Origin of the sequence: Sphingomonas metalli, from assembly GCF_014641735.1 — a bacterium.
Lineage (GTDB): Bacteria > Pseudomonadota > Alphaproteobacteria > Sphingomonadales > Sphingomonadaceae > Sphingomonas > Sphingomonas metalli.
Genome location: NZ_BMIH01000005.1, coordinates 151,743 through 165,763 on the forward strand (window position 1 = coordinate 151,743; position 14,021 = coordinate 165,763).

Below are 14,021 nucleotides of genomic sequence, written 5' to 3' on the forward strand. Positions count from 1 at the left end.
CTGACGGCGGGCCGCGCCCTATGGCAGAGGGCGCAGCGGCGGGGAAGGGCGCCTACTCGACAACCGGCTGCGCGGTCGGCCAGCCGTCGCTGCCCCAGCGCAGCGTCGCGATCCGCAGGACCGGCGCACCGCGCCGTTCGCGGTCATAGGCGTGATAGACCAGATAGTCGGTGCCGTCGGCGTCGCGGAAATGACCGGCATGACCCGGACCGCGGAAGCGCTGCTTCTCCTGCAGATCGGCGCGCAGCAGGATGGTGCCGCCGCCCGCGAGCATCGTGCTGCCGTCCTTGCCCAGATAGGGGCCCTCGGGCGTGCGCGACCGTGCGATCACGGTATAGTAGGTGCTGTTCACCCCCTTGCAGCAATAATCGTAGGAGGCGAGCAGCCAGTAATAGCCACCGTGGCGGAAGAGGAAGGGCGCCTCGACAATCGAGGGCGCGCCCGCCGGGACGGGGCGCCGCGCGATCGCGCGCGGCGGCGCGCCGGGACGGAGCAGCTTGCCGGTCGCGGGATCGAGCGCGAAGAGCTTCAGACCGGTCCAGAAACTGCCGAGGGCGAGCCACTGCCGGCCATCGGCGTCGGCGAGAAAGGCGGGATCGATGGCGTTGAAATCGTCCTGAGGCGCGGAGGCGACCACCAGCCCCTCGTCGCGCCAGCCATAGCCCGGCGCATCGGGATCGAGCGTCGGGCTCGTGGCGAGTCCGATCGCCGACCGGTTCGATCCGAAGGTCGAGACCGAATAGTAGAGCCGGTAGCGGCCGTCGACGTAGTGGATGTCGGGCGCCCAGATATTGGTCGCGCCCGGCACCGCCCGTCTGGCCCAGTCGGGCAGGCGATCGAAGGGTGCCGCCCCCTTCTGCCAGGTGACGAGATCGCGCGAGGTGCGGTGGGCGATCAGCCCCTGCGGGCCGTCGCCGAGCCCGGTCGAGAAGACGTGCCAGAGGCCGCGTTCGCGCGTGATGACCGGATCGTGGACCGGGGTGATGTCGCCCTGCATCGCAGGCACGGAGACCGGCGCCTGCGCGCGGGCCGCCAGGGCTCCGATCGCGAGCAGCAGCGCAGTACCGGCACGGGCCGATGTCCGGATGCTTATCATCGTTGAAGGTCCATGATGTTAGCGCTAATACTCCGACCAAACATAGGCACGATTATGCGTCTGTGACCGTTACCTTCTGTGGCATTTCCGACGCACGTGCGCTCGGATAGCGAGGCGGGTAGGTGGCCCGGTCACCCGCTTTCCGCTTCGGGGTCCCTCGGCGCTGCGCCTCCGGGACGACCCGGCGCGCCGCCGTCGATGCCGGAACGAAGCCGGCATCGCGGAGACGCCCGCCCTCCTAGCGCCGCCGCCGCGCCGGCGGCGCCGCAACCTCCGCCGTCGGAACCACTCCCTTGGGCGCGGCGCTCAGGCGGCGGATCAGGTCGGTCTCGGCCCGGCGATAGGGGGTGCCGTCATTGTGGAACACCTCGTGGAACCAGATGGTCGGTTCGGCCAGGACATAGGGTTTCTGCCAGCTGTCCCAGGGCAGGCGGGTCTGCGTCTTTCCGTCGACGAAGCCCCAGTTCATCATGCCGACCTGCATCCGCTTGCCGATCGGCAACGACCCGTCGAAGGTCGAGCCGTTGCCGCGCGCCATATATTCGGTGCAGATGATCGGCCGGCCATAGGGCATCAGCTGCCGCACCCGCGCCTCGAACGTCTCCGGCCAGCTATAGTCGTGGAAGGTGATGACGTCCGACTGGCCGAGCTGCAGCTTCTCCATCGGCGTCAGCTTGCCGCCGGTCGGCGTCCAGTCGTCGTGCCACCACACGCCCGAGGTGACCGGCTGGCTGGGATCGGCGTCGCGCGCCCAGTCGAACACCTGCGCCAGCAGCGCGCGGACCAGCGGTTCCTTCCCCTCCTGGCCCTTATACTGGTCGGCGCCGTTGTCGGGCTCGTTCCACAGGTCCCAGCCGAGCACGCGATCATCCTTGGCGAAGGCGCCGATCACGCCCTGCACATAGGCCTTGTAGGCGGGATAGCGGCTGCGGTCGCGCAGGCCCGGCAGCCCCGGCCCCTGCACCCAGCCCGAATTGTGGACGCCGGGGATCGGCGGGTGCTGCGGCCCGAGCCTGGGATCGGGATCCCAGCAGCTGTCGAACAGCACGAAGAGCGGCTTGATGCCGTGGCGCTGCGCGATCGTCAGGAACTCGTCGATGCGGCGCTTGAAGCCCTCGGCGTCCTGTACCCAGAGCTGATCGTGGAGGAAGACGCGCATCGTGTTCATGCCGATGCCCTGCGCCAGGCCCAGCTCGTAATCGATCCGCTTCGGATCCCAGGTCTCGGCCTGCCACATCTCCAGCTGGTTGATCGCGCTTGCCGGGGTGTAGTTGGCGCCGATCAGCCAGGGCTGGCCGGCATACCAGGCCTTGGCCTGCGCCTCGGTCCAGCGCGGCCGTGCATCGGCCGCCGAGGCCGCCAGCAGCGCCGCCATGCCCGCCGCCAGTGCCGCAACGCGGCCGCCCGGGCGGGTCGCCCGCAATAGATATGCCCTGACCACATCGTCTCCCATGTCGTGCCCCGTCCGTGTCGCACCCCGGGGAGGGGGTTCGGCGGGTCATGTGCGACTTTTCTACCACAACCCGCTGGAACAGCAACATAACCGCGCGATAACTCTAACAAATATTCTTGCTGAAGCGCGCGCTCGGGCGTAGCGGAGGCTCAGAGTTGCGAAAAATCGGTAGTAGAAACAGGAGAGGGGAGCCATGATTCAGGCTAAGGGAATGCTCTATGCATCGGTTGCGGCGTTCGCGCTGATCGCCACCGCGCCGGCCCATGCGCAGGCGGGGGTGGCGCAGGAATCACCGAAGCCGGAGGTCGCATCGGACCAGAGCGTCAGCCCGACCGCGCCCGCGGATGCGGTGCAGAACGCGCCGGCCGAAGACGGCAGCGAGATCGTCGTCACCGGCCTGCGCCGCAGCCTCGAATCGGCCCAGGCGATCAAGCGTACCTCGGACGGGATCGTCGACGCGGTCGTCGCGCAGGATATCGGCAAGCTTCCCGACACCTTCGCCTCGTCCGCGCTCCAGCGCGTCGCGGGTGTCGCCGTGACGCGTGGCGGCGGCGAAGCGGCGGGCGTGACCGTGCGCGGCCTGCCCGATCTCACCACCACCTATAACGGGCGCCAGATCTTCACCGCCGAAGGGCGCTACGTGCAGATCCAGGACTTCCCCGCCGGCACCGTCGCGGCGCTGGAGGTCTACAAATCGGGCCTCGCCAACATGATCGAGGGCGGCATCGCCGGATCGATCAACGTGCGCGGCCGCAAGCCGTTCGACTTCAACGGCTTCGAATTGTCCGGCTCGCTCAACGCGGTGCTGTCGCAACAGTCGAAAAACATCGCGCCCAACGGCAACCTCCTGATCAGCGACCGCTGGCAGACCGGCATCGGCGAGATGGGCCTGCTGCTCAACGCCTCCTATGTCGGCATCAACTTCCTGGATTCCACGCGCGAGCAGTCGCTGGTGATCGCGACCACCACCGCCGCCAATGCGCCCGCGGCCGGTCCGGGCCTGCGCTATCCCGACGCGCAGGGCATCTTCCTCGGCTATGGCGCGCGCTATCGCCCCTCGGCCAATGCGGCCTTCCAGTGGCGCCCGACGCCGGAGCTGGAGATCTATGCCGACGGCCTCTACCAGGGCTTCCGGTCGAAGGACTATAACCGCTACCTGTTCATGCCGATCTTCGGCGACATCCGCCTGTCGAACGTCACGACCATCCCCAACACCAACCAGATCCTGTCGGCGACGGTGACGGGTGCGGTGCGCCCGGACGGTTATACCGGCTCGTTCAACGGCAAGACCGACACCTATCAGGGCGGCGTCGGCGCGGTGTGGAAGAAGGACCGTCTGCAGATCTCGGCCGACGTCGCCTATACCAACAGCAAGTATCGCGCCGACCTCGTCAACGTAGACTATGCCTTTGCCAGCTCGCCGGTGCGCGACGTCGTGTTCGAGGAGCCGCATGACGGCGGCCCGACCCAGACCTTCGTCAATTTCGACATCACCAATCCCGCCAACTTCATCAGCCGCGGCCTGTACCAGGAACTGCTGGAGGTCGGCGGCAAGGACTGGCAGTCGCGCGCCGATCTGCAATATGACTTCGACGAGGGCTTCCTCAAGCGGATCCAGGTCGGCATCCGCTACTCGGACCGCGACGCGAACCGCGACTTCGGCAATTTCTACGTCAACAACGAGGGGTCGGGCATCCCGCTCACCTCGCTGCCCGGCGCGGTGGTCAGGACGAGCCAGCCCGGCTTCGCCTATAACGACGCCAACCGGAACCGCGCCTATGCGGCGCTGACCCGCGACAGCATCCGCGACAATCTGGTCGCGCTGCGCCAGTTCTTCGGCACGCCGGCGGGCCTGCCGGCCTTCAACCCGACCGACAATTTCCGTGCCAACGAAAAGTCCTACACCGCCTATGGTCAGGTGAAATACGGCTTCGACCTCGGCAGCACGGTGATCGACGGGCTGGTCGGCCTGCGCGCCATCAAGACCAAGACGCGGATCAGCGGCTTCTCGCGCGTCGAGGATACGGGCGGGGCGGTCACCTTCCCCGCGATCGAGGCGCGGAACGAGCAGACCGACTATCTGCCCAATGCCAGCGCCCGCGTCGCCTTTACCGACAAGCTCCAGCTGCGCCTGGCCTATACGCAGACGCGTACCCGGCCCAATTTCTTCGACCTGCGCCCGAACACCACGCTGTTCCAGCCGCCGATCCTCGCGCCCGGCGACCCGTGCCTGACCAATCCGTCGACCGCCGATTGCGTCGAGCGGCTGCGGCGCGGCGGTTCGGCCGGCAATCCGAACCTGCGTTCGCTGACCTCGGACAATTACGACGCCAGCCTCGAATGGTATTTCTCGCGCACCGGGTCGTTCACCGCGGCGGTCTTCCGCCACGATGCCAACGGCTTCCTCGCGACGGTCGACGACCGGTCGGCGGCGGGGCTGCGCATCGCGCGCCCGGTCAACCTCGGCAACACGCGCTTGCAGGGCGCGGAGCTGCAGTTCACCAGCTTCCTCGACATCGACGGGCTGCCTGAATGGGCCAAGGGTTTCGGCCTGCAGGCGAACGGCACCTATATCGATGCCAAGGGCGACCTTCAGCCCAACTTCGCCGCGACCCTCAACAACGAGCAGCAGCCCTTCCCCGGCGTCTCGCGCTGGGCGTACAACCTCATCGCGCTGTACGAACGGCCGGTCTTCTCGGCCCGGCTCGCCTACAACTACCGCTCGAAGTTCGTGAACTATTACAGCCTGGAAGCCTTCGATCCGATCGCGCACCCGATCACCGAGCGGGGTCGCGGCCAGCTCGACTTCTCGACCAGCGTCACGCCGGTGCCGAACATCACGATCGCCTTCGATATCGTGAACCTGCTCGGCAATCCGCTGCAGCGCTATCGCCCCTATGACACGGGCGACATCTATACCCGCCAGATCCTGTACCTGGAGCGCAGCTACTCGCTGGGCATCCGGTTCCGGTTCTGACGGGAGGCGACGACGATGACGCTCCGCCTTCTCGCCGCCGCCCTCGCCCTCGTCGTCCCCGCCGTCACGGCCTCCCCCGTGACGGCGCAGGCCGCCGACCGCATCATCAACGATCCGCGGGTCGCCTCGCTGACGCCCTATGGCCTCAACCTGCCGCCGCAGGTCCGCTCCGACAAGGACGTCCAGTTCGGCAAGGCGCTGCGCATCCCCCTGTCCGGCCATAGCGACTTCTGGCGGATCGGCGTCATCACCCCGACGCTGAAGCCGGTGCGCAAGGGCGATACGATCGTCATCGCCTTCTGGGCGCGCGCGACCGGGACCGAGGCCGGCAAGCCGGGGCGGATCGGCCGGGTCCAGCTGGAAGCGACGCCGGTCGTTCGGGCGATCTTCGAACAGGCGTTCGAGATCGGACCGGAATGGAAGATGTATCAGCTGAAGGGTGTCGCCGATCAGGATTACGCCCCCGGCGCGCTCAACGCCGCGCTTCACATCGATGCGGCCAGGCAGGTGCTCGATCTCGGCCCGGTCTTCATCCTCGATTACGGACAGGCCCAATGAGATACCGCCTCCTTCTCGCCGCCACCCTCGCGCTCGCCACCGCGGCCGGGGCCCGCAACCCGGTCTTCCAGGGCGCCGACCCGCAGGCGATCTTCGTCGGCAAGGACTTGTGGATCTTCCCCACCGGCGGCCCCGGCGGCAGCTGGAGCGCGGACCGGTTCGGCGCCTTTTCGTCGAGCGACCTCGATACATGGCGTCCGCGCGGCGTCCTGATCCGCCGCGACGATATCCCCTGGATCAAGGATGACGGCGCGCCGGAACACTTTCTCTGGGCGCCCGGCGTCGCGACCGCGAACGGCAAATACTATCTCTACTATTCGGTCGGCCCGCAGATCCCGACCCCGAGCCGGATCGGCGTGGCGGTCGCCGACCGGCCGGAGGGTCCCTATCGCGACAGCGGCAAGCCGCTCGTCACCGGCGAGCTGGTGCGCGACGGCAAGGGGTTCGAGGCGATCGACCCGATGGTGTTCGTGGATGCGCGCTCGGGCAAGCGCTACCTCTATGCGGGCGGCAGCGCGGGCGCGACCCTGCGCGTCTGGGAGCTCGCACCCGACATGGTCTCAATCCTGCGCGAGGTACCGGTCGAGACGCCGCCGCAGTTCACCGAAGGCGCCTTCATGCACGAGCGCGCCGGCACCTATTATCTCTCCTACAGCCATGGCCGGTGGAACGGTCTCGACTATTCGGTCCATTATGCCACCGCCCCGAGCCCGATCGGACCGTGGCGCTATCGTGGCGCGATCCTGACCAGCGACGCGCGGCATCAGGGGCCGGGCCATCACAGCTTCGTGCGTGCGCCCGATGGACAGTGGCTGATCGTCTATCACCGCTGGGAACAGCCCGCCGGCACTGCGCCGCTGAAGGGCGAGCGCCAGGTCGCGATCGATCGCGTCAGCTACGCGCCGGACGGGACGATCCGCCCCATCAGGATGACCGACGGCGCGGCCGCCCCGCGGCTGGGCGGGCGGCGCTGACCGGCGTTCGGGAGCGCGTGGCGCCGGCTCAGCGGGTCTCCGCCGCGCGCTGATCGCGCCAGATCCAGCGCAGCACGTCGGGCAGGATCGCGCCGCCATCGGCGTCCGAATGGCCGCCACCGGTCCAGCGATGGGCGATGTCGTAGCGCGGCCCGCCGCGCCCTTCGGCATCGGCATGGGCATTGGCCCATTCGAGGCTCTTGAGCATCTGCTGGTTGGCGAGGAACCAGTTGCCATGCTCGTTGTCGAGATCGCCGGTCCCGTCCTGCAGGAAGATGCGCAGCGAGCGGATCGGGCTCTTGCGGATCAGCCCGGGATAGGTGTCGCCGCCCGGCGTGCGCGGCAGTCCGTCGGGCCCGATGGTCAGTCCGATCGAGGTATAGCTGCCGATGAAGCTGAGGACGTTGCCGAACGCCTCCGGGTGCCGCCACGCCACCGTCCAGGCGGCGATCGCACCGCTCGACGTGCCGCCGATCGCCCGCCGCGCGGGCTCGGCGGCGAAGCGCCAGCCGCGCGCCACCGCGGGGAGCAGCTCGTCCAGCGTCATCCGCGCATAATCGTCGGACAGCGCGTCATATTCCGCGACGCGATGGTCCGGATTGTCGAGGCCGAGAGTCTCGGGATAATGGGCGGAGCGATTGCCGGGCGTGACGAACACGCCCAGGGTCACCGGGATCGCGCCGTCGGCGATCAGCCGGTCCAGCACCGCGGGCAGCTGCAACGGCCCGCGCGGATTGATCGCGCGTTGTCCGTCGTGGAACAGCAGCAGATTGGGCGGGCGGTTCCGGTCATAGCCGGCCGGCACATAGACCCAATAGCGCCGCACGGTGCCGGGATAGATGCGCGAGTGAAGCTCGAACGGTCCTTGCAGCATGCCCTTGCGCGGCGCAGGCTCTGCGACCGGGCGCTTCGCCGCGACCGGCGGCGTCACGATCGCCAGCAACGCCGCAACGAGCAGGGCGCGCATCATTCCTCCTCCATGTCGCGATCCACCTCGTCCATGAAGTCGCGGGCCGCCTCGCGATCGGCCTCGTCCTTGAACGCGACCTCCAGGTCGGGCGCGACGCCGAGCATATAGGCGAGGCACCACAAGGCGAAGCGCCGGCCGCTGTCGCGCTCCAGCCCGAACTGGACCTGGAGCCTGTCGATGCCCGCGGCGAGCTGTTGCGGCGGGAGGTCGCCGATATCCTCGGTGCCGAAGAAGTGGACGAGCAGCTGGTCGAAATCCATGCCCGGTTCTAGCCGGGCCGCCGCGATCCGCCAAAGGCCTTTCGGATCAGCTTCTTGCGCCAGGATCGGCGGCATGGCGCGCCTGGAACAGCCGGCCGCCCTCGATCACGAGGACCACCGCCAGCACGCCGATGCCGATCGCGAGATAGCCGATCGCCAGCGGCCAGGTCGTGCCGTTATAGGCCTGGCCGATCGCGGAGCCGACGATCACCGCCCCGACGCTGGTGATGAAGCCCTGGATCGACGAGGCGGTGCCGGCGATATGGCCGACCGGCTCCATCGCCATGGCGCCGAAATTCGAGCCGCACAGGCCGATGCAGGTCATGCTGAGCGCCTGGAACAGCATATAGGTGACGAGCGACTCCCGCCCCAGTCCGATCACGCCGAGGTGCAGGATCGACAGCGCGATGAGGCCCAGCACCGCGCTCTGCGAGATCAGCCGCGTCCCCAGCCGCTCGACCAGCCGGCTGTTGGCGAAGGACGCGCAGCCCATCGAAAAGGCGCACAGCGCGAACAGGATCGTGAAGCGCTCGCCCGCGTGGAACTCGTCGACGAAGATCTGCTGGGCGGACGAGACGAAGGCGATCACTCCGCCGAACGTCATTGACGCCGCCAGCGCATAGCCCGCGGAGAAGCGGTTGGTCAGCGTCAGCCGATAGGCGCTGCCCAGCGCCGCCAGCGAGAGGGGCGAGCGCCGCTCGACCGGCAGCGACTCGCGCAGACGCAGCGCCGACCAAGCGAGGACGAAGGCGGCGAAACCCGCCAGCGCATAGAAGATGAAACGCCACGGCCCGAAGGCGAGCAGCACCTGGCCAAGGCTTGGCGCCATGATCGGCACGAGAAAGAAGATCATCTGCGCCAGCGACAGGGTGCGCGCCATCTGGCGCCCGGAAAAGCGGTCGCGCACGATCGCCACCGCGAGCACGCGGGTGGAGGCCGACATCAGCCCCTGCAACATCCGCGCGCCGAGCAACGCGGCGAAGGTCTGCGAACTGGCGGCGAAGATGCTCGCGCCGACGAAGCCGACCAGCGTCGCCAGCAGGATCGGCCGACGGCCATAGCGATCGGCGAGCGGCCCGTAGAGCAGCTGGCCCGCCCCAAAGCCGAGCATATAGGCGGTGATGATCCACTGTCGGTGATTGGCCGTGGTGATCGCCAGCTGATGGCCGATATCGGCAAGCGCGGGCAGCATCAGGTCGACGCCCAGCGCGTTGACCGCCATCAGCGCGGCGATGAAGGCAATGAATTCGCCGGTCCCCATGGCCGGGCGTCGGTGATCGCTCATCGCGCTCATCTAGGTCGCCGATCCCTCGGTGACCATTGGAGAAAGTTTGACGATCAGCGCCGGGTGCCGGCCGCCGCCGCGACCGAGCTTCGATCCGTGTGAAAGAGACTCGACGCCGATCCGGGAAGGCGGGACCTTTGGGGGAAGCCACGGCGTCATCCCGGAACATGTCCGGGATGACGCGCGGCCCCAGGCGGGTGATCTAGGCAAGCACTACTACCCGATCCACCGGAGCCAGGCCGGCCGTCAGAAGGCGGGCAGCACGGCGCCCTGATATTTCTGCTCGATGAAGGCGCGGGTCTGCGGGCTGCGTAGCGCCGCGACCAGCTTCTTCACGCGCGGGTCGTCCTGTGCACCCGGGCGACCGACGACGAAATTGACATAGGGCGAATCCTTGCCCTCGATCGCCAGTGCATCGCGGACCGGGTTGAGCTTGGCGTCGAGCGCATAGTTGGTGTTGATCAGCGCCAGATCGACCTCACCCAAAACCCGCGGCAGCGTCGCCGCTTCGAGCTCGCGGAATCGCAGCGATTTGGGATTGGCTGCGATGTCGCGCAGCGTCGCGAGCGGGTCGGCGGGATCCTTCAGCCGGATCAGCCCTGCCTTCTGCAACAGCTGGAGCGCCCGCCCGCCATTGCTCGGCTCGTTGGGGATCGCGACGCTCGCCCCGGCGGGCAGCGCGGCAAGGCTCTTCCACTTGCGCGAATAGGCGCCGAGCGGCTCGACATGGATCCCGGCGACGGTCACCAGCCTGGTGCCGCGCTCCTTGTTGAATTGATCGAGGTACGGCTTCGTCTCGAAGTAGTTGACGTCGATCTGGCCCTGATCGACCTGAAGGTTGGGCTGGACATAGTCGTTGAAGACGCGGACCTCGAGCGCGACGCCCTCCTTGGCCAGCAGCGGCTTGGCCTGTTCCAGGATCTCGGCATGCGGCACCGCGGTCGCGGCGACGGTCAGCCGGTTCGGATCGCCGGCGTCCTTGCCGCCGCACCCGGCGAGCAGCAGGGCAGGGACGAGCGACAGGATCAGGCGGCGATGGGGCATGATGGTCCTCAACGATGGTCGAGCCGGCGGGCGATGCGGTCGCCGGCGAACTGGATGAGCTGGACGAGTACGACCATCAGCGCGACCGTAACCAGCATCACGTCGGTCTGGAACCGCTGATAACCGTAGCGGATGGCGAGGTCGCCCAGGCCGCCGGCGCCGACCACGCCGGCCATGGCGGTGAAGGAGACGAGCGCGACCGCGGTCACCGTCGCGCCGGATACGAGGCCCGGCAGCGCCTCGAGCAGCAGCGCGCGCGTCACGATCTGCCAGCGGCTCGCCCCCATCGCCTGCGCCGCCTCGATCGTGGCGCGCGGCACGTCGCGCAGCGCCTGCTCGACGAGGCGGGCGTAGAAGGGGGCCGCGCCGACGACCAACGGCGGGATCGCGCCCGCCACGCCCAGCGAGGTGCCGACGAGCGCCAGCGTCAGCGGGATCATCACGATCAGCAGGATGACGAAGGGCACCGATCGCAAGATGTTGACGATCACGCCCGCCGTCCGGTTGAGCCAGGGCCGCGCCGCCAGCTGGCCGCGATCGGTCAGGAACAGCAGCACGCCGAGCGGAATCCCCAGCGCGACGGTGAGCGCCAGCGAGGCGCCGAGCATCACCAGCGTGTCGCGGGTCGCGATCGCGATGTCGCTCCACACCACATTGCCGAACCAGCCGCTCATGCCCCGGTTCCGACCAGCGCGAGCGTCGCGGCATGGCCCGCCTCGCCGCCGAACACCGTGTCGACCGGTCCGCTCTCCACCACCCGGCCCCGGTCCAGCACCGCGACCCGGTCGCACACCGCGCGCACGACCGACATCTCGTGGGTGATCAGCACGATCGTCAGACCCAATTCGCGGTTGAGCGCGCCGAGCAGGTCGAGCACCGCGCGCGTCGTCTCGGGATCGAGCGCGCTCGTCGCCTCGTCGCACAGCAAGATGTCGGGCCGCGTCGCCAGCGCGCGGGCGATGCCGACCCGCTGGCGCTGCCCGCCCGACAGGCGCGCCGGATAGCTGTCCGCCTTGTCGCCCAGTCCGACCCGGTCGAGCAGCGCGGCGACCCGCGCCGCCCGCTCCGGTCGCGACATGCCCGCCAGTTCGAGCGGCAGCGCGACGTTGCCCGCGACGGTGCGGTTGGCGAGCAGCCCGAAGGACTGGAAGATCATGCCGACCCGCCGCCGCAGCGCGCGCACCTCCAGCTCGCGCGCCGTCTCCAGCGCGGTGCCGTCGACTTGCACGCGGCCGGCGCTCGGCCGCTCCAGGCCGTTGATCAACCGCAACAGCGTCGACTTGCCCGCGCCCGAGCGGCCGATGATCCCGAACACCGACCCGCGCGGAACCTCGAGCGTGATCTCGTCCAGCGCGAGCGTGCCGTCCGGGAAGCGCTTCGACACCTGGTCGAGCGCGATCATGCGGTGCCCATCACCTGCGCCGCGAACCGCTCCATCTCCTCCGCCTGCGGGCTCAACTGAAGGAGGAGCAGGTCGAGGCCCGCGCCCTCGTAATCGGCGATGCGCTGCTTCAACTGCTCGGGCGTGCCGACCAGATTGGGCCGCAGGCCGCGATTGGACACGGAATATTCCTGCACCTTCAGCTCGCGCTCGAGCTGGGTGCCCGACAGCCACTGGTCGAAATTGGCGTATCCGGCGGGCAGTTCGGACACCGTGGTTATCCGCTCCAGCTCGCGCCGCGCCTCCGCCTCGCTGTCGCGCACGATGGCATAGGCGGCCATGCCGAACTGCATCGGCGCACCGCCCGCGGCGTCGCGCCGTGCGCGCATGTCGGCGATCTTGGGCGCGATCGCCCCGACCGGGTCGCCGTGCATGACATAGGCGTCGCACTGGGTCGCGATCATCGTCTTCGCCGCCTCGCTCTCGCCGCCGGCATAGACGACCGGCTTCGCCGCCGGCTTGGGCGCGCAGATCGCCTCCTCGGTACGGTAGAAGCGGCCGTCGAAGCTGAACCGCTCCTCCGTCCACAGCCCCTCGACCACGGTCAGCCATTCGCCGGTGCGCGCATAGCGATCGTCGTGCTGATCGAATTGCAGCCCGTATTGCCGCGCCTCGTCCGCCCACCAGCTGGACACGACGTTGAGCGACAGCCGGCCCCCGGCGATCCGGTCGATATTGGCCGCGGCCTTGGCGAACAGGGCCGGATGATGGAAGTTCGGCCGCACCGCGACCATCAGCTCGATCCGCTCGGTCACCGCGGCCAGCGCCGCGGCGGTCGACCAGGCATCGAGCGCGGGCTGTTCGACGCCCTTGATGTCGTTGAGATTCAGCTCGGCGATCAGCGTCAGGTCATAGCCCCAGCGCTCCGCCGCCAGCGTCAGGCGCTTCGCATAGTCCCAGCTCGCCTCCATCCCCTCGTCGGGCACGTTGCGCAGCCAGCCGCCGAACACCGGCATCCAGAACCCGTATCTCACCGCTTCGTCTCCGCAATCTGTCCGGCCAGCCAATCGACCAGCCGGTCGTGCGGATCCCAGCCCAATATGTCGAGCGGGCTGGCGACGAAGTTCGACAGCGCGTTGATGTCGTAGAAACGGGGCGTGCCGTCGCGATCGTCGATCAGCACTTCCACTCCGCCGACATCGATCCCCGCCGCGGCGACGATGGCTTCGGCGGCGGCGATGAGCGCCGGATCGGGATCGACCCGCGTCATGGTGATGGCGGGGCGGCCCGGCAGCGCGCAGGCATCGGCGGGGCACAGATCGAAGCTGCCGCCGCCGTCGACCGCGATGGCGTAGAGGAAGCGGCCGGCCAGCGTCTCGATCCGGGTGATCGTGCCGCCGCGCGCGGGCACATATTCCTGCACCATCAGCACCCGGTCGATACTGTCGGGCACGGTGCCTGCCGCCGCCGCCGCTGCCAGCTCCTCGGCGGAATCATAGCGGACGATGCCCGCGCCCGAGCCGCCGATATTCGCCTTGATCACCACCGGAAAGCGCAGGTCGGCCGCGGCGGCGGGCAGATCCGCCGCACGATGCGCCACGCGGGTCGCCGGGATGGCAAGGCCCAGCCCGGCGATCAGCGACAGCTGACGCGCCTTGGACGCATCGATCGCCAGTGCCGCAGGTCCGTTGAGCACCCGCGCGCCACGCGCCTGCCAGTGCGCCAGGGCGGACGATGCGAAGAAGATCGGATGGTCCGGCGCGCGCAGGAAGCTCGACATGGCGATGCGGTTGAACACCAAGGGCGCAGGCGGCGCATTGCCGGCGGGATCGAAGGCGAGCCCGTCGGCATGGATCGCCCGATAGGCAATGTCCGCGCGGTCGAGTGCGGCAAACAGCTGCCGGAACCATTGCGGATGTTCGTAGAGGATGGCGAGGTCGGTCATGCGGGTCCTGGAATGAGCGGTTAAGGCTAACCGCTGTGCGCCTGCGACGGGACACAGATCGGCTTGCCAGACGGTTAG

Annotated in this window: 13 protein-coding genes; 3 read left to right on the plus strand and 10 right to left on the minus strand. The window is 68.6% G+C overall.

From position 1 onward, the window contains the following. Positions 1-52: 52 nt before the first annotated feature. On the minus strand, positions 53-1,096 hold the full coding sequence (locus IEX18_RS16725; RefSeq protein WP_188660523.1) for an arabinan endo-1,5-alpha-L-arabinosidase: 1,044 nt from the start codon (positions 1,094-1,096) through the stop codon (positions 53-55). 238 nt (positions 1,097-1,334) lie between these two features. Continuing rightward, on the minus strand, positions 1,335-2,471 hold the full coding sequence (locus tag IEX18_RS16730) for a cellulase family glycosylhydrolase (protein ID WP_188660836.1): 1,137 nt from the start codon (positions 2,469-2,471) through the stop codon (positions 1,335-1,337). A gap of 271 nt (positions 2,472-2,742) precedes the next feature. Between IEX18_RS16730 and IEX18_RS16735 the strand changes: the two genes are divergently transcribed. From IEX18_RS16735 to IEX18_RS16745, 3 genes are read left to right on the plus strand one after another with little or no spacing between them, the layout of a single operon-like run. After that, positions 2,743-5,526, plus strand: a complete 2,784-nt coding sequence (locus IEX18_RS16735) for a TonB-dependent receptor (protein WP_188660526.1) — start codon at positions 2,743-2,745, stop codon at positions 5,524-5,526. Positions 5,527-5,541: 15 nt separating this feature from the next. Further along, the gene (locus IEX18_RS16740; RefSeq protein WP_188660528.1) at positions 5,542-6,084 is read left to right on the plus strand and encodes a hypothetical protein; all 543 of its coding nucleotides are present in this window, start codon (positions 5,542-5,544) and stop codon (positions 6,082-6,084) included. Then, positions 6,081-7,058: a family 43 glycosylhydrolase gene (locus IEX18_RS16745; protein ID WP_188660533.1), complete on the plus strand. Its 978-nt coding sequence runs from the start codon at positions 6,081-6,083 to the stop codon at positions 7,056-7,058. Before IEX18_RS16740 ends, IEX18_RS16745 begins: the two co-directional genes overlap by 4 nt. 28 nt (positions 7,059-7,086) lie before the next feature. Here IEX18_RS16745 and IEX18_RS16750 read toward each other — a convergent pair whose 3' ends face one another. From IEX18_RS16750 to IEX18_RS16785, 8 genes are all read right to left on the minus strand, one after another. Further along, on the minus strand, positions 7,087-8,028 hold the full coding sequence (locus IEX18_RS16750) for an alpha/beta hydrolase (protein WP_188660535.1): 942 nt from the start codon (positions 8,026-8,028) through the stop codon (positions 7,087-7,089). Continuing rightward, positions 8,025-8,288, minus strand: a complete 264-nt coding sequence (locus IEX18_RS16755; protein WP_188660538.1) for a hypothetical protein — start codon at positions 8,286-8,288, stop codon at positions 8,025-8,027. Before IEX18_RS16755 ends, IEX18_RS16750 begins: the two co-directional genes overlap by 4 nt. A gap of 46 nt (positions 8,289-8,334) precedes the next feature. Continuing rightward, positions 8,335-9,573: a multidrug effflux MFS transporter gene (locus IEX18_RS16760; RefSeq protein ID WP_373284592.1), complete on the minus strand. Its 1,239-nt coding sequence runs from the start codon at positions 9,571-9,573 to the stop codon at positions 8,335-8,337. 246 nt (positions 9,574-9,819) lie between these two features. Continuing rightward, positions 9,820-10,617: a MetQ/NlpA family ABC transporter substrate-binding protein gene (locus tag IEX18_RS16765; RefSeq protein WP_188660541.1), complete on the minus strand. Its 798-nt coding sequence runs from the start codon at positions 10,615-10,617 to the stop codon at positions 9,820-9,822. 8 nt (positions 10,618-10,625) lie between these two features. Continuing rightward, complete coding sequence (locus tag IEX18_RS16770) at positions 10,626-11,291, minus strand: methionine ABC transporter permease (RefSeq protein ID WP_188660544.1); 666 nt, start codon at positions 11,289-11,291, stop codon at positions 10,626-10,628. Then, complete coding sequence (locus tag IEX18_RS16775) at positions 11,288-12,019, minus strand: methionine ABC transporter ATP-binding protein (RefSeq protein ID WP_188660556.1); 732 nt, start codon at positions 12,017-12,019, stop codon at positions 11,288-11,290. The genes IEX18_RS16770 and IEX18_RS16775 overlap by 4 nt, the downstream gene beginning before the upstream one ends. Beyond that, entirely contained in the window at positions 12,016-13,032 is a 1,017-nt protein-coding gene (locus IEX18_RS16780; protein ID WP_188660559.1) for an LLM class flavin-dependent oxidoreductase, read from the minus strand. Before IEX18_RS16780 ends, IEX18_RS16775 begins: the two co-directional genes overlap by 4 nt. Then, positions 13,029-13,943, minus strand: coding sequence for an ATP-grasp domain-containing protein (locus tag IEX18_RS16785; RefSeq protein WP_188660562.1), 915 nt, complete (start codon positions 13,941-13,943; stop codon positions 13,029-13,031). Before IEX18_RS16785 ends, IEX18_RS16780 begins: the two co-directional genes overlap by 4 nt. Positions 13,944-14,021: the final 78 nt, after the last annotated feature.

Excerpts from the sequence above, each read along its gene's own strand:
- IEX18_RS16730 (WP_188660836.1), bottom strand. The coding sequence starts at position 2,471 with ATGGCGGCGCTGCTGGCGGCCTCGGCGGCCGATGCACGGCCGCGCTGG.
- IEX18_RS16785 (WP_188660562.1), bottom strand. The coding sequence starts at position 13,943 with ATGACCGACCTCGCCATCCTCTACGAACATCCGCAATGGTTCCGGCAG.
- IEX18_RS16725 (WP_188660523.1), bottom strand. The coding sequence starts at position 1,096 with ATGATAAGCATCCGGACATCGGCCCGTGCCGGTACTGCGCTGCTGCTC.
- IEX18_RS16770 (WP_188660544.1), bottom strand. The coding sequence starts at position 11,291 with ATGAGCGGCTGGTTCGGCAATGTGGTGTGGAGCGACATCGCGATCGCG.
- IEX18_RS16750 (WP_188660535.1), bottom strand. The coding sequence starts at position 8,028 with ATGATGCGCGCCCTGCTCGTTGCGGCGTTGCTGGCGATCGTGACGCCG.
- IEX18_RS16735 (WP_188660526.1), top strand. The coding sequence starts at position 2,743 with ATGATTCAGGCTAAGGGAATGCTCTATGCATCGGTTGCGGCGTTCGCG.
- IEX18_RS16765 (WP_188660541.1), bottom strand. The coding sequence starts at position 10,617 with ATGCCCCATCGCCGCCTGATCCTGTCGCTCGTCCCTGCCCTGCTGCTC.
- IEX18_RS16760 (WP_373284592.1), bottom strand. The coding sequence starts at position 9,573 with ATGAGCGATCACCGACGCCCGGCCATGGGGACCGGCGAATTCATTGCC.
- IEX18_RS16755 (WP_188660538.1), bottom strand. The coding sequence starts at position 8,288 with ATGGATTTCGACCAGCTGCTCGTCCACTTCTTCGGCACCGAGGATATC.
- IEX18_RS16740 (WP_188660528.1), top strand. The coding sequence starts at position 5,542 with ATGACGCTCCGCCTTCTCGCCGCCGCCCTCGCCCTCGTCGTCCCCGCC.
- IEX18_RS16745 (WP_188660533.1), top strand. The coding sequence starts at position 6,081 with ATGAGATACCGCCTCCTTCTCGCCGCCACCCTCGCGCTCGCCACCGCG.
- IEX18_RS16775 (WP_188660556.1), bottom strand. The coding sequence starts at position 12,019 with ATGATCGCGCTCGACCAGGTGTCGAAGCGCTTCCCGGACGGCACGCTC.